Genomic DNA, 17,353 nt, shown 5'->3' with positions numbered 1-17,353 from the left:
GCGGCGGGCGACGGGGCGCTGCGGCGACGGTCGGCGGTCACGGCTGCCGGTGGCAGGGCGAGGTGTGGCGGCTGTCAGGGTTCGGCGTCGATGACCTTGTGCGGGCGCTCCTCGGCGGACAGCGCCATCGGCGGCGTCACGTCCCGACCGCGGGGCTGGAACCGGTTGGCCAGGCGGTGCTCCTCCTTGGGCGGGCGGTCGTTCGCCAGCAGCACCGCGAGCCACGGGATCAGCACCATGCCGAGCGCGCACAGCGACAGCCACAGCCACAGCAGCGGGGCCTGGACGCCGACCAGGATCGCGCCCGCGACCAGGCAGGCGACCCGGATGCCCATCATCAGCACGTAGCGCTTCTGCCGGCTGTTGAGCTGGTCGTCCTGGCTGCGCGAGGCGTCGGTGATCAGGATCGGCTGGTAGGCCTGATGCTTCACCTTGGACCTCCTACGAGGGGATACGCACCATCCTGTCACTTCGCACCGGCCATCGGCGACAATCCGGCGACGTGTTACCGGCGTGGTACGCTGCGCCGTGTGGCCAACCGGTTCAGCTTCACCGACGAGGCGCTGGCCAACCTGCGGGTCTACGACGTCACGCCCGGGGAAGTCTGGGAGGCCCTGCACAGCAACCGCCGGGTCATCCGGCACCTCGGTGACGACGTCATGGTGGTCTACGCCACCGACCACCGCGGCCGGCGGCTCGCCGTGCTGCTGGCCGAGGCCGACGGCACCGACAACGACTGGGACATCCTCTCCGCCCGCGAGCTGAGCGACGTCGAGGCCAAGCGCTACGACGAGGCGGTGCGGAGGTCACGCCGACGAGGAGGCGGTCACGATGCACCGTGACGAGGCGACCAAGCGGTTCCACGCCGGCGGCGACGCGTTCGCCGACCTGATCGACGAGACGTCGCCGGCCCAACTGCCCACCCCCGACACCGACGTGCCGATGGTCAGCCGGTCGGTACGCCTCCCGCTGGAGACGTACGACCGGGTCCGCGCCGCCGCCGACGCGCGCGGCATCGGCGTGACCACGCTGATGCGGCAGTGGATCGAGGCCGGGCTGGCCGACCTGGACGACTCGACCACTGTCTCGCTGGCCGACGTGCGCCGCGCGCTGGCGTCGCTGTCCCGGCCGACCGCCGCCTGAGCCCCTCACGCCTCGGGGCCGGCCTCGCCGAGGACCTCCCGCCCGAGCGGCGAGGCGGAGGACTCCGGCGGCCGTCCCCAGGCGTGCCGGGCGTCGGCGAGCGCGACCAGCGCCAGCACGCCGGCCGCCGCGCCGAGCGCCAACAGGGCCGGCCCGGCCGTCAGCGCGGGCGCGAGCAGCAGCAACGCCGCCAACCCGACCAGCCGGGAGCGGGACACCCGGCCGAAGATCTCGTACTCGAAGCGGGACCGGGCGGCCAGGAACAGCGCCGGGCCACCCACCACGAAGACCAGCCAGCGGGGATCGGCCGCGTCGTACGGGTGGGCGATGACCAACTCGTAGCCGACCGCCGAGACGAGCACGCCGAGCACCATGAACAGGTGCGTCCACTCGGACGACTCGGCGAGCCGCCCCGGTGTGCCGGCCCGCCGCAGCGCCTCGCCGAGCAGGTGCCCGGCCCGGTGGAAGTAGATCCGCCAGAGCAGCGCGGTGACCAGGAACGCGAGCCCGAACGCGGCAGCCGACCGGCCGGAGAACTCCTCGCCGCTGTAGGACACCCCGATCACCAGGATCGACTCACCGAGCGAGATGAGGAAGATCTGCTGGTACCGCTCGGCCAGGTGCGCGCCGGTGACCAGCCAGGTCCGGGGGCGGGACCGGCCGAGCCGGGGCAGCGGCCAGCCCAGGAACACGCCCAGATAGTCCACCGCCAGCGCGGCCACCCACAGCGGCAGGCGCATCTCGGGCACCAGCGCGCCGACCAGCCAGAGCGGGGCGGTCGCCACCGCCCAACCGAACAGCCGCACCGGCACCATCCGCCGGGGATGCCCGCGCAGCGCCGCCATCAGCACCAACGGACGCCCGACCATCATCACCACGTACGCGAGCGCGAACGCCGGCGCGCGTTCCTCCAACGCCCGGGGCAGCGTCACGCCGAGCACCAGGCTGCCGAACATGACGCCGACCACCACCGCCTGGATGGCCGTCCGCTCCGGCTCGTACCGGCTGGTCACCCAGGTGGTGATGGCCCAGACGTGCCAGAGCACCAGGAAGAGCAACAGCGTCCGGCCGGCGTTGACCGCCATGCCGCCGCCGTCGACGTCGGCCACCAGCCGCTGCGAGACCCGGGTCAGCGCGAAAACGAAGACCAGGTCGAAGAAGAGCTCCAGGAAGGTGGCCCGCTCGGGGCTGGACATGGTGCGCAGCAGCGCCCCGCCCCGCTGCTCGCCCACTCCTCAGCCCTTCGCGGCCTTCGCCTCCGCCTTCATCCGCTGCTTGAACTCACGCACCCGGCGCAGTGAGTCCGGGTCGGTCACGTCGGCCACCGACCGGTACGCGTCCGCGTCGCCGTAGCCGCCGGCCGCCTCGCGCCAGCCCACCGGGGTGACCCCGAACCGCTTGCCCAGCAGCGCGACGAAGATCTGCGCCTTCTGCCGGCCGAACCCGGGCAGCGCGCCGACCCGGCGCAGCAGCTCACCACCGTCCGACGCCTCCGACCAGAGCCGGGCCGGGTCGCCGTCGTAGCGGTCCACCAGCGCCCGGCAGACCTCCTGCACCCGGGCCGCCATCGCCTTCGGGAAGCGGTGCAGCGCCGGCGGCCGGGCGAACAGCTCCACCAGCGCCTCCGGGTCGTACCCGGCCAGTTCCCGGGCGTCCGGCTCGTGGCCGAGTCGCTGCGCCAGCACGTACGGGGAGGAGAACGCCTTCTCCATCGGCACCTGCTGGTCCAGCACCATGCCGAGGAGCAGCGCCAGCGGGCTGCGCGCCAGCATCTCGTTGGCCTGCGGGTCGATGGGCAGGGAGAGCGTCATGCCCCCATCCTGCCGCCCCGGCGGCCGGGCCCGGGGCCGACTCCCCGACGAGCACGACGCGGCCCGGATCCGGCGGGTGCGCGCCGCACCGGGCGGCGGTCGAGGCAGGATGGCCACGTGGACCGTCACGACATGCTGCTCTCCCCCGCCGGGGTCGACGCGCTGCGCACCGCCCTGACGCTCGCCGACTTCACCGCCAACGGCATCGCCGGCCGGCTCGGCTCGCAGGCCACCGGCGGGGTCGCCCGCAACGACCACCGGGCCGCGCTGCGCGCCACCGAGGACCGCGACCGCCTGGGCACCCTGATCCGGGTGTTCATCTGCGACCAGACCGAGCCGGAGCCGGTGGTGGCCGCGGCGCTGGCCCCGCTGGGCGTCGACGAGGCGCTCGCCGGGGGCATCGTCGAACGGCACGGTGACGGCCTGCGCGCCGGCGTCGACCTGGAGCCCTACGCAGACGACTGGTGGGTGCTCGCCGACGTGCCGGCCAGCGCCCGGCCCGGCCGGCCGCTGCACGCCGAGCACGTGCTCGGCATCGGCGGGGCCACCCAGACGCTGATCGGCGCCGCCGTGCGCCGCCCGGTGCAGACCGCGCTGGACCTCGGCACCGGCTCCGGGGTGCAGGCGCTGCACCTGAGCACCCACGCCCGCCGGATCACCGCCACCGACGTCTCCGCACGGGCGCTGCGCTTCGCCGCCACCACCGCCGCGCTCAACGGGCAGGACTGGGAACTGCTCCGCGGCGATCTGGTCGCCCCGGTCGCCGGACGCCGCTTCGACCTGGTCGTCAGCAACCCGCCGTTCGTGGTCGGCCCGGGCACCACCACGCACGTCTACCGCGACTCCGGGCGGGTCGGCGACGCGATCGGCTCCGAGCTCGCCGCCGCCGCGCCGCACCTGCTCACCGACGGCGGGACCATGCAGTACCTGGCGAACTGGGTGCACGTCACCGGCGAGGACTGGGCCGAGCGGGTCACCGGCTGGTTCGCCGGCACCGGGCTGGACGCCTGGGTGATCCAGCGTGAGGTGGCCGACCCGATGGCGTACGTGAACCTCTGGCTCACCGACGTCGGGGAGAGCGCCGACCCGCGACGGATGGAGGCGTGGCTGGACTGGTTCGACGCGCACAAGGTGGAGGCGGTCGGGTTCGGCATCGTGTCGCTGCGCCGCGCCGGGCACGACCGGCCGAGCGTCCGGGTCGAGGATCTGCGCCAGCGGGTGGAGCCGCCGCTCGGCGACCGGATCGGCGAATGGTTCGACCGGCAGGACTGGCTGCGCGCCCGGGACACCGACGGGCTGCTCGCCGCCCGCTACCGGGCCGCCGACGGGCTGCAACTGCGCCAGGAGGCCACCATGGGCGACGACGGCTGGGCGGTGGACCGGCAGGTCCTGGCCATGCCGCGGGGGCTGCGCTGGTCCGAGGAGATCGACCCGCTGGTGCTCGCCCTGGTCGGCGGCGCGGACGGGCGGCTGCCGCTGCGCGACCTGCTCGCCCTGCTCGCCGCCGCGCACGACGTGACGCCCGACGAGCTGGCCGAGGCGGCCGGCCCGATCGTGGCGCATCTGGTCGAGCGTGGCCTGGTCGAGCCGGTGGCCGGCTGATGCGCGCGCTGGTGCAGACCGTCGGCCGGGCCTCGGTCACCGTCGACGGCGCGGTGGTGGGCGAGATCGCCGACGGGCTGCTGGTGCTGCTCGGCGTCACCCACACCGACACCCCGCAGGTGGCCGACACCATGGCCCGCAAGCTGCACGAGCTGCGCATCCTGGACGACGAGCGCAGCGCCGCCGACACCGGGGCGCCGCTGCTCGTGGTCAGCCAGTTCACGCTCTACGGCGACGCCCGCAAGGGACGGCGGCCGACCTGGACCGCCGCCGCCCCCGCGCCTGTCGCCGAGCCCCTGGTGGAGGCCGTGGTGGATCAGCTGCGGGCCCGGGGCGCGAAGGTGGAGACCGGCCGGTTCCGCGCCCACATGCTGGTCGAGAGCGTCAACGTCGGCCCCCGCACCCTCCTGCTGGACCTCTAGCGGACCGGACCGCTAGAAGAACAGGCCGCGCCGGGACAGCGACTGGCGGAGCCAGCCGTCGAGCTGGGCGGCGAAGTCGGTGCGCTCCGCCGTGGCGTGGTCCACGGCGAACCGGCCGAACGCGTCCCGGCCCTCGGTGAACAGGCCGCCCCGCTTGTCCATCTCCAGCACCACCTGCACCTGCTGCGGGTCGGTGACGAAGGTGACTTCGAGCTGGTTCATGGCGCGGGCGTACTGCGGCGCCGGATAGAACTCGATCTCCTGGTAGAACGGCAGCCGCTGGCGTACGCCGTAGAGGTGGCCGCGCTCGACGTCGGCGCGGGCGAAGCGGAAGCCCAGCCGCAGCAACGCCTCCAGCAGCCGCTCCTGGGCCGGCAGCGGGTGCACCGCGACGGCGTCCAGGTCGGTGGAGTCGACCGCCCGGGCCACCTCCAGCTCGGTGCGCAGCCCCATGGTCATGCCGTGCAGGTGCTGGCCGTACAGGTCGGTGAGCGGGGTCTCCCAGGGCACCTGGAAGCGAAACGGGACGTCGTGGCGCTGCCCCGGGTCCAGCCGGAACGCGCCGGTCACCCGGACCTGGCCGAACTCCTGGTTGGTGTCGTACTCCGAGTCGCCGCTCTCCACCTCGACCCGGGTGACCAGGCCGAGCGAGACGTAGCTCACATCCGCCGGGTGGTCGCCGCCGACCACCTGGATGCGGCCCTCCAGCAGGCCGCCGGGCCGGCAGTTCGGGTTGGCCAGAACCGTCTCCACCGACGGACCGCCCACGCCCATCGCCTGCATGAGCCGCTTGAAGACCACCTGGTTCCCCGATTCCCGCGCTGCCCGGCCACGGCCGGCCGGGGTTCGCTGGCACGGTAACCGGCTGCGGCAAGCGGCGGCCGGAATTCGGCACGGATTCGTGTCGGGTCCCCGATCGCCTCACTCCCGTCTCACGCCCCGACCGCCAAGCTGTTTGTCACCGGCCCACCATGCCGGCGGCACGGGGCCGCCACGGCTCGTAGGACACGGGGAGAGACAGAGATGACCCAGCAGATGAGCGAGCACCAGGACATGGACGTCACCCTCACGGACCTGGACGCCACCGACGAGCGCGGCGTCTCCACCGATCTGGTCCGGGCGTACCTGAACGGCATCGGCCGCACCAAGCTGCTCACCGCGGCGCAGGAGGTCGAGCTGAGCCGACGGATCGAGGCCGGCCTCTTCGCCGACGAGAAGCTGGCCACCTGCACCCCGGTCTCCGCCGAGCTGCGCGCGGACCTGGCGCTGGTCGCGGCCGAGGGCCGCGCCGCCAAGGACCACCTGTTGGAGGCGAACCTGCGGCTCGTGGTGAGCATCGCCAAGCGCTACACCGGGCGGGGCATGGCCTTCCTCGACCTGATCCAGGAGGGCAACCTCGGCCTGATCCGCGCGGTCGAGAAGTTCGACTACACCAAGGGCTACAAGTTCTCCACGTACGCCACCTGGTGGATCCGCCAGGCCATCACCCGCGCCATGGCCGACCCGGCCCGCACCATCCGCATCCCGGTGCACATGGTCGAGCAGGTCAACCGCATGGTGCGGGTGCGCCGCGAGCTGTCGGTGACACTCGGCCGCGAGCCCACCGTGAGCGAGGTGGCGACCGCGCTGGAGGTCCCGGAATACCAGGTGATCGAGCTGATCTCCTACGACCGGGAGCCGGTGAGCCTGGACCAGGCGGTCGGCGAGGACGGCGAGAGCGCGCTCGGCGACTTCGTCGCCGCGGTCGACCCGCGTACCGAGCCCGGCGACGCCGCCGCCAACGGCGAGCTGCGCAACGAGGTGCGCATCGTGCTGGCCACCCTCTCCCAGCGGGAGCAGGCGGTGATCCGGCTGCGTTTCGGCCTGGACGACGGCCGCCAGCGCACCCTCGACGAGGTGGGCCGCGAGTTCGGGCTGTCCCGGGAGCGGATCCGGCAGATCGAGAAGGTGACGCTGCTCAAGCTGCGCGACCCGGAGCGGGCGAACCGGCTGGAGGCGTACGCCTGCTGAGCCGACGCCCCACCCGACAGGCCCCGGCGGTTCCGCCGGGGCCTGTCGCGCTTGAACCGGCACGCCGGGTCGGCCACGCTCAGGCGGTGAACTGGACCCTGGAAGTGGTGGTCGTGCCGGTCTCCGACGTGGACCGCGCGAAGGAGTTCTACGCCGAGCGGGTCGGCTTCGCCGTCGACCACGACACCGACCTGGGCGGCGTGGGGCGGATCGTGCAGCTCACGCCCCCCGGCTCGGGATGCTCGATCGTCCTCGGCCGGGGGGTGGTGCCGGAGATGCCGCCGGGCTCGCTCAAGGGGCTGCAACTGGTCGTGGCCGACCTGGCGCAGGCGCGCGCGGAGCTGATCCAGCGGGGCGTGCAGGTCAGCGAGATCCAGGTGGTCGGGCGCAACCCGCGCCCGGTGCCGCACCCGCTGGACAACGTCGGCTTCGTGTTCTTCGCCGATCCCGACGGCAACGAGTGGAGCGTGCAGCAGATCTCCGCCCGCGGGTGAGCGTTGCGCCCGGCAGCGTTGCCAAGAAGGGCGCATTCCTCTACCGGAGGCGTTAACAGGGGGCCCCTCCTTACAACCTGCGGGGGCCGGTGTCGGGGCGGGGCGTTTCCGTGCCGGTGCGGACGGTGGCGTGCAGCACGGAGATGCCGTCCGGGCGGGCCAGCACCGGGTTGAGCGTCAGCGACCGCACCCGGGGCTGCTCGTCGGCCAGCCGGCCGACCCGCAGCAGCAGGTCGACCAGGGCCGCCCGGTCCACCGGGGCGGCGCCCCGGTGCCCGCGCAGCAGCGGCGCGGCGCGCGGCTCGTCGACCAGTTCGGCGGCGTCCCGGTCGGTCAGCGGCACCGCCCGCCAGGCCCGATCACCGAGCAGCTCCGTCGCCACGCCGCCCAGGCCGAACCCGACCACCGGCCCGAACGCCGGATCCTCCACCAGCTCCACCACGCACGCCACACCGGGCGCGACCATCGGTTGGACCAGCACCTCCGGGCCGAACACCGGGGCCAGCTCGGCGTACGCGCGGCGCAGCGCGCCGGCGTCGGCCAGGTCGAGCCGGACCGCACCCAGGTCGAGACGGTGCCGCAGCCCCGGGGCGGCCGCCTTCAGCGCCACCGGCCAACCGAGCCGCTCCGCCGCCGCCACCACCTCGTCGACCGAGCCGGCCGGCGTCGACTCCACCACGTCGATCCCGTACGCGCCGAGCAGCGCGGCCGGCGCCCCGTCCGGCCCCAGCGCGGCCCGCCCCGCCGACCGGTCGACCCGGGCCAGCTCGGGCAGCACGCCCGGCGGCCGGCGCAGCCAGTCCGCGTACCGGGTGACCCGGGCCAGCGCCCGCACCGCCTCCTCCACGCTCGGATAGGCCGGCACCCCGGCGGGCACCCGAGCGGCGAGGAACGTCGCCACCACCGGCTTGCCGGTGGCCCGCGCGTCGGGCAGTGCCGCCGCGAAGTCGCCCTCCGGGTCGGTGAGCTGCCCGGGCAGCGGCGGGGCGAAGACCGCCACCACGGCGTCCACCCGATCGTCGGCCGCCGCGGCGGCCAGCGCGGCGGCGTACGCGGCGGCGCCGCCGGTCGGCCCCACGTCGTGCGGGTAGCCCTCGGCGACCACCAGGCCCTGCCCCGCGCCGGCGGTCGCGGCCAGCCCGGTCAACGCCGACGAGTTGCCCACCACGGCGACCCGCCGCCCGGCCGGCAGCGGCTGGTGGGCCAGCAGCACGCCCACGTCGAGCAGCTCGGCCACGGTGTCCACCCGGATCACCCCGGACTGGGCGAACAACGCGCTGACCGCGGCGGCGTCCAGCGCCGGCGCCTCGCCCGCGCCCGGCGGCCGGGCCAGCGACGCCAACGCCACCACCGGCTTGCTCCGGCCGATCAGCCGGGCCAACCGGGCGAACTTACGCGGGTTGCCGAACGTCTCCAGGTAGAGGGTGATCACGTCGGTGCCCGGGTCGTCCTGCCAATATTGCAGCAGGTCGTTGCCGGACACGTCGGCCCGGTTGCCGGCCGACACGAAACTGGACAGCCCGAGCCCGCGCCGCGACGCCTCGGCCAGCAACGCCACCCCGAACGCGCCGGACTGGCTGAACACCCCCACCCGCCCGGCCGCCGGCAGCACCGGGGCGAGCGTGGCGTTGAGGCGTACCGCCGGGTCGGTGTTGGCGACACCGAGACAGTTCGGGCCGACCACCCGCATGCCGGCCAGGTGCGCGGCGCGGACCAGGGCCCGCTGCGCCGCCGCGCCGGCCGGGCCGGACTCGGCGAACCCGGCCGAGACCACCACCAGCCCGTGCGCGCCGGCCCGCGCCGCGTCCTGGACCACAGCGGTCACCGCCTCCGGCGCGACCGCCACCACCGCCAGGTCCACGGCGAGGCCGGCGTCGACCGCCGACGGGTACGCCGGCAGCCCGGCCACCGTCGCCGCGCTCGGATGCACCGGCACGATCGCGCCGGGGAACCCGCCGTCGCGCAGGTGCCCGAGCAGCGCCGCGCCGACGCCCTGGCCGGTGGTGCTGGCGCCGTAGACGGCGATGCCGCGCGGGGCGAGCAGCCGGGCGATCGACCGCGCCTCGGTGCGGTGCTCCCGGCCGCGCTGCACTTCGAGCGTCGCCTCGGTGGCCGCGATCGGGAAGCTCAGGTGCACCACGCCGTCGGCGTACTGGCGCTGGACCTGGTAGCCGAAGTCGGCGAACACCCGCAGCATCGTCCCGTTCGCCGGCAACACCTCGGCGACGAAGTGGCCGATGCCGTGCCGGCCGGCCGCGTCCGCCAGGTGTTCCAGCAGCACCGAGCCGATGCCCCGGCCCTGGTAGGCGTCCTCCACCACGAACGCCACCTCGGCCTCCGGGGAGGCGGGACCGAGCCGCTCGTACCGGCCGACGGCCACGATCCGCTCGCCGGCCAGCACCACGAACGCCTCCCGGTCGCGGTGGTCGACGGTCACGAAGCGCTTCAGGTCCCGCTCCGGGATGCGCGGGTACGGTGAGAAGTAGCGCAGGTAGCGGGTGCGCTCGGAGAAGCGGGCGTGCATCGCCACGATCGCCGCCGCGTCGTCCGGGCGGATCTGCCGCAACTGGACGGTGCCGCCGTCGCTGAGCAGCACGTCCACCGGTTGCTCGACGATGGTCACCGGTCGGTCCTCCCCCACCGCCGGCTCAGTCGCGCGGGTCGTGCGGGTCGAGGCCGAGCAGCGGGAACACGGCCTTGCGGGTGGCCGCGACCGCCCGGTCCACCGCGTTCGGCTCACCGCTGGGCTGCCACGGCTGGTAGGACGGGTCGACGTCGTCGGTCATCCGCAGCGGGACGTCGGGCCCGGGCCGTCGGCGTGCGGCCAACGCCCGCCAGGCCGGCGGCGTGAGCAGGGCCGGGTCGAGCGGTTCGCCGGTGGCCACCGCGAGCAGGTGCGTCCAGGCCCGGGGCACCACCTCGACCAGCGCGTACCCGCCGCCGCCGGTGGCCACCCAGCGGCCGTCGCACAGCTCGTCGGCGAGCGCCCGCAGCGCCAGGTAGGTGGCCCGCTGCCCGTCCACGGACAGGTGCAGGTCGGCCAGCGGGTCGGCGCGGTGCCCGTCCGCCCCGCACTGGGTGAGGAGCACCTGCGGCCGGAACGCGCGCAGCACCGACGGCACGACCGCGTGGAACGCCCGCTGCCAGCCCGCGTCGCCGACGCCCGGGGGCAGCGGCACGTTGACCGCGGTGCCCTCCGCGCCCGGCCCGCCGGTCTCGTCGGGGAACCCGGTGCCCGGGAAGAGTGCGAGCGGGGTCTCGTGCAGGCTGACCGTGAGCACCCGCGGGTCCCGGTAGAAGACCTCCTGCACCCCGTCGCCGTGGTGCACGTCCACGTCCACGTACGCGATCCGTTCGGCGCCGAGGTCGAGCAGGCGGGCGATGGCCACCGCCGGGTCGTTGTAGACGCAGAAGCCGGCGGCCCGGGCCGGCATGGCGTGGTGCAGGCCACCGGCCACGTTCACCGCGCGCCGGGCCTCGCCCCGCCAGACCGCCTCGGCGGCGGCCACGGTGGCGCCGGCGATCAGCGCGCTGGACTCGTGCATCCCGTCGAAGACCGGATTGTCCGAGGTGCCCAGCCCGAAGCCGGCGAACAGGGGGTCGCGCGGCGCGGCGCGGACCGCGTCCAGGTAGGCCGGGTCGTGCACCCGGGTCAGCAGCGCGTCGTCGGCCGGCTCGGGCTTGACCAGGCGCACCCCGGGCCGGTCCAGCACCCCCAGCTCGCGGGCGAGCGCCATGGTCAACTCGACCCGGACCGGGTCGAGAGGATGGTCCCCCATGTCGTAGGCGAGGAGGGCGGGATCCCACACCACCACCGTGTCGTCGGCCATGCGGCCATCGTCGCACGTGGGCCGGGACGCGCCCACCAGCCGCGCGCTCACCGGCCCGGGGCGCCGCCGGTCGCCACCGGCCGGTCCGGGTCGGCCACCCACTCGCTCCACGACCCGACGTACAGGGCGGCGTCCGGTCGGCCGGCCAGGTGCAACGCCAGCACCGCCTGCGCGGCGGTCACCCCGGAACCGCAGTACGCCCCGACCGGCGCGTCCGGCCGCACCCCCGCCTCGGCGAAGCGCGCGCGCAGCGCCTCGACCGCCGGGAACCGGCCCTGCGTCACGTACGCCGGGGCGGGCAGGTTGACCGCGCCCGGAACGTGCCCGGCGACCGGGTCGACCGGCTCGGTCTCGCCCCGGTAGCGCGGCGCGGCCCGCACGTCGAGCAGCACCCCGGCGTCGGCGGCGGCGAGCCGGGCGGCCCGCGCGGCGTCGAGCACCGGCAGCGCGCCCGGGGTGACCGTCACGTCGCCGGGCGCAGGCGTGGGCACGGTGGTGTCCACCGGCAGCCCGGCGGCCGTCCAGGCGGGCCAGCCGCCGTGCAGCACCCGCACCGCCCGGTGACCGGCCCAGCGCAGCGTCCACCAGGCCCGGGCGGCGGACATCCCGTCGCCACCGTCGTACACCACCACGGGGTGACCGGCGCGGACGCCGGCGGCCCGCAGCGCGGCCTGCAACGCGGCGGGGTCGGGCAGCGGGTGCCGCCCGGCGGCGCCGGGCGGCCCGCACAGCTCGGTGTCCAGGTCGACGAAGACGGCGCCGGGCAGGTGGCCGGCGGTGTGGTCGGCGCGGCCGGGCGGGCCGGCGAGCCGCCACCGGACGTCGAGCAGCACGGGCGGGTCGGCGCGGTCGAGCTCGGCGGCGAGCCGGTCCGGCTCGACCAGCAGCTCTGCGGTTCCGGACATGCCGCCCAGTCAACACCATCGCCGGCGGCGACCTCCGGGTTCACCTGCGCTCGGGCGTCGGTGGTTACGGGTAGCATCGGACGCCGGGAGGCCGCTGACGTGAAGCACGACCTGGTTGACACCACCGAGATGTACCTGCGCACCATCCTCGAACTGGAGGAGGAGGGTGTGCCGCCGCTGCGCGCCCGCATCGCGGAGCGGCTGCGGCAGAGCGGCCCGACCGTCAGCCAGACCGTCGCCCGGATGGAACGCGACGGCCTGCTCACCGTCGAGGGCGACCGGCACCTCACCCTCACCGCGCTGGGCCGCAACACCGCCGTCTCGGTGATGCGCAAGCACCGGCTGGCCGAGCTGTTGCTGGTCAACGTGATCGGGATGCCCTACGAGGAGGCCCACGAGGAGGCCTGCCGCTGGGAGCACGTGATGAGCGACGCGGTCGAGAAGCGGGTCTACGACCTGCTCAACCGCCCGTCCCGCTCGCCCTACGGCAACCCGATCCCGGGCCTGGAGGAGTTGGGCGACCCGGGCGAGCACCCGACCGAGCCCGTCGAAGGCGAACGCAACCTGGCCTTCCCCGGCCTGTCCGGCCCGGTGGTGGTGCGGCGGATCTGCGAGAGCGTGCAGACCGACGCGGACGTGCTCCGGCAGCTGCACGCCGCCGGCGTCGACCCGGGCGCGACCGTCACCGTGGCGCAGGAGCGCGACGGCGTCTCCATCGACCGCTCCGGCGACCGGGTGCGACTGCCCCGCGAGGTCGCCTCCCGCGTCTTCGTCGCGGCCCACTGATCTCGGTCAGAGCTTTCTGGTGTCGATCACCTTGGCCAGGGCGACAAGTTTGGCGGTCGCCTTCTCCGCCTCCGCCGCGGCGGTGCCGGGCGGGGTGGTCCAGCGGAGGCTGGCCAGCCGGTCCTCGCCGGCCAGCCAGCCCACCTCGGCGACCGGGCCCGCCTTCGCGGTCTTCGACACCGTGCGCCGGTAGGCGACCTTCCCTAGCTTGGTGACCTTCGCCGCGCCGCGCGGCTGCACGTCGGCGGTGAACGTGGCCGCGTCGATCGACGTGTCGGTCACCGACAGCGTCAGCTCCGGCAGCGCCGCCGCCTGGGCGCGCACCACGCAGGTGTGGGTGTCGCCCCGGTCGGTGGCGGCGGCCACGTCGAACGTGCCGCCGGTGTGCTCGGCGATCACCGCGAAGTCGAGCAGCCGGCAGGCGCCACCGGAGGACGCGGCGGCGACCTCGGCCACCGGCGGCGGCACCGCCGGCACCTCGACCTCCGAGGTGTCCTCGGCGCAGCCGGTGACGAGCAGGACGGCCGGGACGGCCAGCCAGGTACGGGCGCGCACGGGGAAACCTCCGCGATCGGCGGCGGGCGGGGGCCCCGCCGGAGTTCCGTCGGACACCGTACGGGGCGCGCCGCGGGGACGGAAGGCCCCTAGTCGGTCACGTACGGACAGTGCCGGCAGCCTCGCCCGCAGCAGGTCCCGCGCCGGGCCAGGAACCCGGCGCTGAGCACGAACAACCCGGTCTCCGGGTCGAGGTAACCGGCTTCCCCGGCGGCGAGCGCGGCGGCGTGCGCGGCCAGGACCCGTTCCCGCCCGGGATGCCGCGGCGGCAGCCGCGACGGGTGCGGCTCGGTCAACGCCCGGTCCGCCAGCTCATCACCCACCGCTGAAGTGTAAGGAGGGGCCCCTTCTTAACGCCTGCTGCATAGAGGGGGCCCTGTCTCACACCGCTCACCCGTGGCGGGTGAACATATCGGTGATCGTGACGGGATCGGCGCCGGCGGCGAGCAGCAGGCGCAGCAGCACCTTCGCCCGGTACGGGCCGAGGAACCCGCCGTCGACCAGCCCGCGCCTCCGCAGGTCCCGCTCCGAGCCGAGGGCGCCGTAGGTGTCCCGCAGCACCGACCCGGCCCCGGTCCGCGACGTCAGCACCACCGGCATCCGCCCGGCCAGCTCGCCCAGCGCCGGGGCGAACGCGGGCGGCACGTGCCCCACCCCGAACCCGGCCACCACCAGCCCGTCGAGGCCGGCGGCGAGCGCGTCGAGCAGCGCCACGTCGTCGTCGAGGGTCACCGTGTGCAACGCCACCCGGGTGCCGTCCAGCCGGTCGCGGTCCACCGTCGGCAGCGGCGCGTGCCGGGGCGGCCGGGTCAGCAACCGTACCCGATCCTCGATCACGTGCCCGAGCGGCCCGGCGTCGGGCGAGGCGAACGTGGCCGTACTCGTGCTGTGCGTCTTGCGGACGAACCGCGCAGCGTGGATCTCGTCGTTGAGCACGGCGAGGACGCCGAGGTCCCGCGCGGCCGGCGCCGCCGCGACCCGGGCCGCCGCGAGCAGGTTCGCCGGCCCGTCCGGGCCCGCCAGCGTCGGGTTGCGCATCGCGCCGGTGAAGATCAGCGGCGCCGCGTGCGGCCAGACCAGGTCGGCCAGCCACGCGGTCTCCTCCAGCGTGTCGGTGCCCTGGGTGACCACCACGCCGGTCGCCCCGCCGTCGACCGCCTCGGCCGCCGCGTCCACCAGGTCGAGGATCTGCCGGTACGCGAGCGCGGCGCTGGGCACCGCCGCCACGTCGCGCACGTCGAGCGGGATGTCGGCGAGCCCGGGTACGGCGGCGGTGAGGTCGGCGCCGGTGAGCCGGGCGACCACTCCCCCGACGCCGGCGCCGGCCATCGCGATGGTCCCGCCGAGGGTGAACAGGGCGATGCTCACGCTGGTGCCTCCCGTCGCGCCGGCTCTGCGGGAGGGACACTACGACCGGCCCGGGTCGCGTCGTGAACCGGCCCGCGCCGACCGGGCATGAACGGATGTGACCAAGATGCACCGGGCCGACGCCCACGAGCGGGGGCAGCCCGAGGTCGTGCTCCCCGACGAGCCGCCGGACGGCGACCTGATCCGCGAGTCCGTCATCACGCCGGAACGGTTCGCGCCGTTGTTCGACCGGCACGCCGTCGCCGTACACCGCTATCTGGCCCGCCGGATCGGCCAGCCGGCCGACGACCTGCTGGCCGAGACGTTCCTGGTCGCGTTCCGGCAACGGGCCGCCTACCGGCCCGAGGTGGGGGTGCGGCCGTGGCTGTTCGGGATCGCCACGAACCTGCTGCGCCGGCACGTGCGCTCCGAGGAACGCCGCTACCGGGCGCTGGCCCGGTTCGCCGCCGCCGAGCCGACGCCGCCGGTGGTCGAGGAGTCGATCGACCGGCTGGACGCCCGTGCCCTGCGCCGGGACCTGGCCTCGGCGCTCGCCTCGCTGCACCGGCGGGACCGGGACGTGCTGCTGCTCACCGCCTGGGCGGAGCTGTCGTACGAGCAGATCGCGGCCGTGCTCGACGTTCCGGTCGGCACGGTCCGGTCCCGCCTGCACCGGGCTCGCCGGTTGACCCGACTCGCGCTCACCGTGGAGGAGCCGACATGAACGAGATCACGCTGCTGCGGACGCACGGGCCGGACGCCCCGGAGGCGCCCGTGGAGGTGCTGACCAACGCGCGGGAGCGCCTCCTCGACGAGTTTGGCGCTGCTCCGGCGCGCCGTACTTCACGGCGACGGACCTTCCTGGTAGCAGCCGCCGCGGCGGCAGTGGCGGTCACGGCGGGCGTCGGTCTCGCGGCGCGTCCGACCGACCGCCCGGCGGAGCCGATCACGCTGGTGGCCGTGGCCGTGCCCGAGTTCCCCCTGACGCTGCGGTCCCGACCGGCGGCCCTGCAACCACCCCGGTACAGCTACGAGCCGGGCCGGTTCCTCGCCGTGTTCCTGTCCGACGGCGGCGCCGACGACGTCTGGCTCTCCGTCCGGGACGACCGCCCGGATCGCCACACGCGGACGTCCCGGCAGGTGACCGTGGCCGGCCGCCCGGCCGAACTGTCCGAGGACGACAACCCCGGCGGGCCACGGCAACTCACCGTGACGTGGAAGCGGAAGTCGGGGCAGTGGGTGTCGCTGACCGGCCACGGCCGGTTCGCCGAGGACGGGGCGCTGCTCCGGCTGGCCGGGGGCGTCGTCGACGAGCCACAGCCGGTGCCCCTGCGGGTGCGGCTCGCGCCCCGCGGGTGGCGGGTCGCCTCGTTCAAGGACGACACCATTCTCACCCTGCGCGGCCCGTCCCCCGACGACACGCTCGCCGTGCAGGTGGTGGCCGGCCGCGACCCGGACCTGCTGCACACCGTGATGGGGGCGGTGGAGGAGCGCCCGGTCACGGTCGGTGGGCGAGACGCCCGACTGGTCCACGCCGAGGAGATGTGGTTCCTGCAGACCGAGGTGCCGGGCGGGGCGGTGGTCAACCTGCAGGCGCCGCTGCGGCTCACCGTGGCACAGGTGATCGCGATCGCCGAGCAGGTATCGGTGACTCCGCGCCGCCGCTGACGGACCAGGTCAGGCCGCCTGGCGCTGGGCGAGCAGGAACGCCTGGCGCTGGCGCTCGGTGCCGACCGGTTCGCGGATCAGAGTGGCCCACACGGGCAGCCCGGCGGCGGCGAGCTGCCCGGCCAGCCGCTCCGGCGGCAGCCAGTGCACGTCGAGACCGACCCGGTGGCCGTATGCCTGCTCTCGCCGGTCGAGCCGGTCGCCGGCCTTCACGGCGAGCAGCAGGTGACCGCCGGGGGCGAGCGCGCGGCGGAAGCCGGCGAACACCCCGGGCAGCAGCTCCGGTGGCAGGTGGATGAGCGAGTACCAGGCGACCAGCCCGGCCAGCGACGCGTCCGGCGCGGCCAGCTCCGTCATCGAGCCGACCTCGAAGCGCAGCTCCGGGTAGGTCCGCCGGGCCACCGCCACCATGCCGGGTGACAGGTCGACGCCGGCAATGTCCAGGCCGAGGTGGTGCAGGTGGGCGGTGACCCGGCCGGTGCCGCACCCGACCTCCAGCACCGGCCGGCCCGGCCCGACGGTCTCCGCGTACGCGGTCAGCACCGCCCGATCCAGCGGCGGCTCGACTACGCCCGGCAACACCCGGGCGTAGTCCTCGGCGACGGTGTCGTAGGCAGTGCGGATCTCGGTCAGCCAGCCCGTTTCGGTCACGCCCACGACCCTAGTCACCCGCCCCGCCTCCTCGTCGATCATGAAGTTAGCGCTGTCCGAGTCGGCGCGTCGCACCGCCGACTTCATGATCGACGGCGGGTGGGCGGGATGTGGACGGGGGGCGACCGC

General features: G+C 75.1%; 20 protein-coding genes. 9 read left to right on the top strand and 11 right to left on the bottom strand.

The window, feature by feature from the left end; translation table 11 throughout:
- Nucleotides 1-74 precede the first annotated feature (74 nt).
- Entirely contained in the window at nt 75-431 is a 357-nt protein-coding gene (locus AB0H28_RS20425; protein ID WP_358042220.1) for a DUF3099 domain-containing protein, read from the bottom strand.
- Nucleotides 432-530: 99 nt separating this feature from the next.
- Here AB0H28_RS20425 and AB0H28_RS20420 point away from each other — a divergent pair, with 99 nt between their 5' ends.
- Complete coding sequence (locus AB0H28_RS20420; protein ID WP_091070514.1) at nt 531-842, top strand: hypothetical protein; 312 nt, start codon at nt 531-533, stop codon at nt 840-842.
- A complete protein-coding gene (locus AB0H28_RS20415; protein ID WP_358042217.1) occupies nt 832-1,143 on the top strand; it encodes a hypothetical protein in 312 nt (103 codons plus the stop codon). The genes AB0H28_RS20420 and AB0H28_RS20415 overlap by 11 nt, the downstream gene beginning before the upstream one ends.
- 5 nt (nt 1,144-1,148) lie before the next feature.
- On the opposite strand, the gene AB0H28_RS20410 is transcribed toward AB0H28_RS20415, so the two are convergent.
- Nucleotides 1,149-2,375, bottom strand: a complete 1,227-nt coding sequence (locus AB0H28_RS20410; RefSeq protein WP_358042214.1) for a low temperature requirement protein A — start codon at nt 2,373-2,375, stop codon at nt 1,149-1,151.
- Nucleotides 2,376-2,378: 3 nt separating this feature from the next.
- On the bottom strand, nt 2,379-2,954 hold the full coding sequence (locus tag AB0H28_RS20405; RefSeq protein WP_358042211.1) for an HhH-GPD-type base excision DNA repair protein: 576 nt from the start codon (nt 2,952-2,954) through the stop codon (nt 2,379-2,381).
- Nucleotides 2,955-3,071: 117 nt separating this feature from the next.
- On the opposite strand from AB0H28_RS20405, the gene AB0H28_RS20400 reads away from it, so the two are divergent.
- Both AB0H28_RS20400 and dtd read left to right on the top strand, forming a co-directional pair.
- Nucleotides 3,072-4,556: a methyltransferase gene (locus tag AB0H28_RS20400; RefSeq protein ID WP_358042208.1), complete on the top strand. Its 1,485-nt coding sequence runs from the start codon at nt 3,072-3,074 to the stop codon at nt 4,554-4,556.
- Entirely contained in the window at nt 4,556-4,978 is a 423-nt protein-coding gene (gene dtd, locus AB0H28_RS20395; protein ID WP_358042205.1) for a D-aminoacyl-tRNA deacylase, read from the top strand. Before AB0H28_RS20400 ends, dtd begins: the two co-directional genes overlap by 1 nt.
- 12 nt (nt 4,979-4,990) lie before the next feature.
- Here dtd and AB0H28_RS20390 read toward each other — a convergent pair whose 3' ends face one another.
- A complete protein-coding gene (locus tag AB0H28_RS20390) occupies nt 4,991-5,779 on the bottom strand; it encodes a sporulation protein (RefSeq protein ID WP_358042202.1) in 789 nt (262 codons plus the stop codon).
- 222 nt (nt 5,780-6,001) lie between these two features.
- Between AB0H28_RS20390 and sigB the strand changes: the two genes are divergently transcribed.
- Nucleotides 6,002-6,988 carry an RNA polymerase sigma factor SigB gene (sigB, locus tag AB0H28_RS20385; RefSeq protein WP_358042199.1) on the top strand — a complete coding sequence of 329 codons (987 nt, stop codon included), beginning with the start codon at nt 6,002-6,004 and terminating at the stop codon, nt 6,986-6,988.
- Between the two features lie 86 nt (nt 6,989-7,074).
- Complete coding sequence (locus AB0H28_RS20380; RefSeq protein ID WP_358042196.1) at nt 7,075-7,482, top strand: VOC family protein; 408 nt, start codon at nt 7,075-7,077, stop codon at nt 7,480-7,482.
- Nucleotides 7,483-7,552: 70 nt separating this feature from the next.
- Here AB0H28_RS20380 and AB0H28_RS20375 read toward each other — a convergent pair whose 3' ends face one another.
- From AB0H28_RS20375 to AB0H28_RS20365, 3 genes are read right to left on the bottom strand one after another with little or no spacing between them, the layout of a single operon-like run.
- Entirely contained in the window at nt 7,553-10,105 is a 2,553-nt protein-coding gene (locus AB0H28_RS20375) for a GNAT family N-acetyltransferase (RefSeq protein ID WP_358042193.1), read from the bottom strand.
- A 25-nt stretch (nt 10,106-10,130) separates the two neighbouring features.
- Nucleotides 10,131-11,312, bottom strand: coding sequence for an acetoin utilization protein AcuC (locus tag AB0H28_RS20370; RefSeq protein ID WP_358042190.1), 1,182 nt, complete (start codon nt 11,310-11,312; stop codon nt 10,131-10,133).
- A 47-nt stretch (nt 11,313-11,359) separates the two neighbouring features.
- On the bottom strand, nt 11,360-12,217 hold the full coding sequence (locus tag AB0H28_RS20365; RefSeq protein WP_358042187.1) for a sulfurtransferase: 858 nt from the start codon (nt 12,215-12,217) through the stop codon (nt 11,360-11,362).
- Between the two features lie 99 nt (nt 12,218-12,316).
- On the opposite strand from AB0H28_RS20365, the gene AB0H28_RS20360 reads away from it, so the two are divergent.
- Nucleotides 12,317-13,003, top strand: a complete 687-nt coding sequence (locus tag AB0H28_RS20360; protein WP_358042184.1) for a metal-dependent transcriptional regulator — start codon at nt 12,317-12,319, stop codon at nt 13,001-13,003.
- A 6-nt stretch (nt 13,004-13,009) separates the two neighbouring features.
- Here AB0H28_RS20360 and AB0H28_RS20355 read toward each other — a convergent pair whose 3' ends face one another.
- The 3 genes from AB0H28_RS20355 to AB0H28_RS20345 form a co-directional block, all read right to left on the bottom strand.
- Nucleotides 13,010-13,558, bottom strand: coding sequence for a hypothetical protein (locus tag AB0H28_RS20355; RefSeq protein ID WP_358042181.1), 549 nt, complete (start codon nt 13,556-13,558; stop codon nt 13,010-13,012).
- A gap of 89 nt (nt 13,559-13,647) precedes the next feature.
- The gene (locus tag AB0H28_RS20350) at nt 13,648-13,881 is read right to left on the bottom strand and encodes a DUF5522 domain-containing protein (protein WP_358042178.1); all 234 of its coding nucleotides are present in this window, start codon (nt 13,879-13,881) and stop codon (nt 13,648-13,650) included.
- A gap of 67 nt (nt 13,882-13,948) precedes the next feature.
- Nucleotides 13,949-14,926: an asparaginase gene (locus tag AB0H28_RS20345; RefSeq protein ID WP_358042175.1), complete on the bottom strand. Its 978-nt coding sequence runs from the start codon at nt 14,924-14,926 to the stop codon at nt 13,949-13,951.
- A 106-nt stretch (nt 14,927-15,032) separates the two neighbouring features.
- Here AB0H28_RS20345 and AB0H28_RS20340 point away from each other — a divergent pair, with 106 nt between their 5' ends.
- Nucleotides 15,033-15,629 (top strand): RNA polymerase sigma factor, encoded by a 597-nt coding sequence (locus AB0H28_RS20340; RefSeq protein WP_358042296.1) that lies wholly within the window; start codon nt 15,033-15,035, stop codon nt 15,627-15,629.
- The gene (locus AB0H28_RS20335) at nt 15,626-16,573 is read left to right on the top strand and encodes a hypothetical protein (RefSeq protein WP_358042172.1); all 948 of its coding nucleotides are present in this window, start codon (nt 15,626-15,628) and stop codon (nt 16,571-16,573) included. The genes AB0H28_RS20340 and AB0H28_RS20335 overlap by 4 nt, the downstream gene beginning before the upstream one ends.
- Nucleotides 16,574-16,582: 9 nt before the next feature.
- Here AB0H28_RS20335 and AB0H28_RS20330 read toward each other — a convergent pair whose 3' ends face one another.
- Nucleotides 16,583-17,224: a class I SAM-dependent methyltransferase gene (locus AB0H28_RS20330; RefSeq protein WP_358042169.1), complete on the bottom strand. Its 642-nt coding sequence runs from the start codon at nt 17,222-17,224 to the stop codon at nt 16,583-16,585.
- Between the last annotated feature and the right edge of the window lie 129 nt (nt 17,225-17,353).

The organism is Micromonospora sp. NPDC050980 (assembly GCF_040653835.1).
Classification (GTDB): Bacteria; Actinomycetota; Actinomycetes; order Mycobacteriales; family Micromonosporaceae; genus Micromonospora.
The sequence above is the reverse complement of the archived record's forward strand: the minus strand, read 5'-3'. Positions and strand labels throughout refer to the sequence as shown.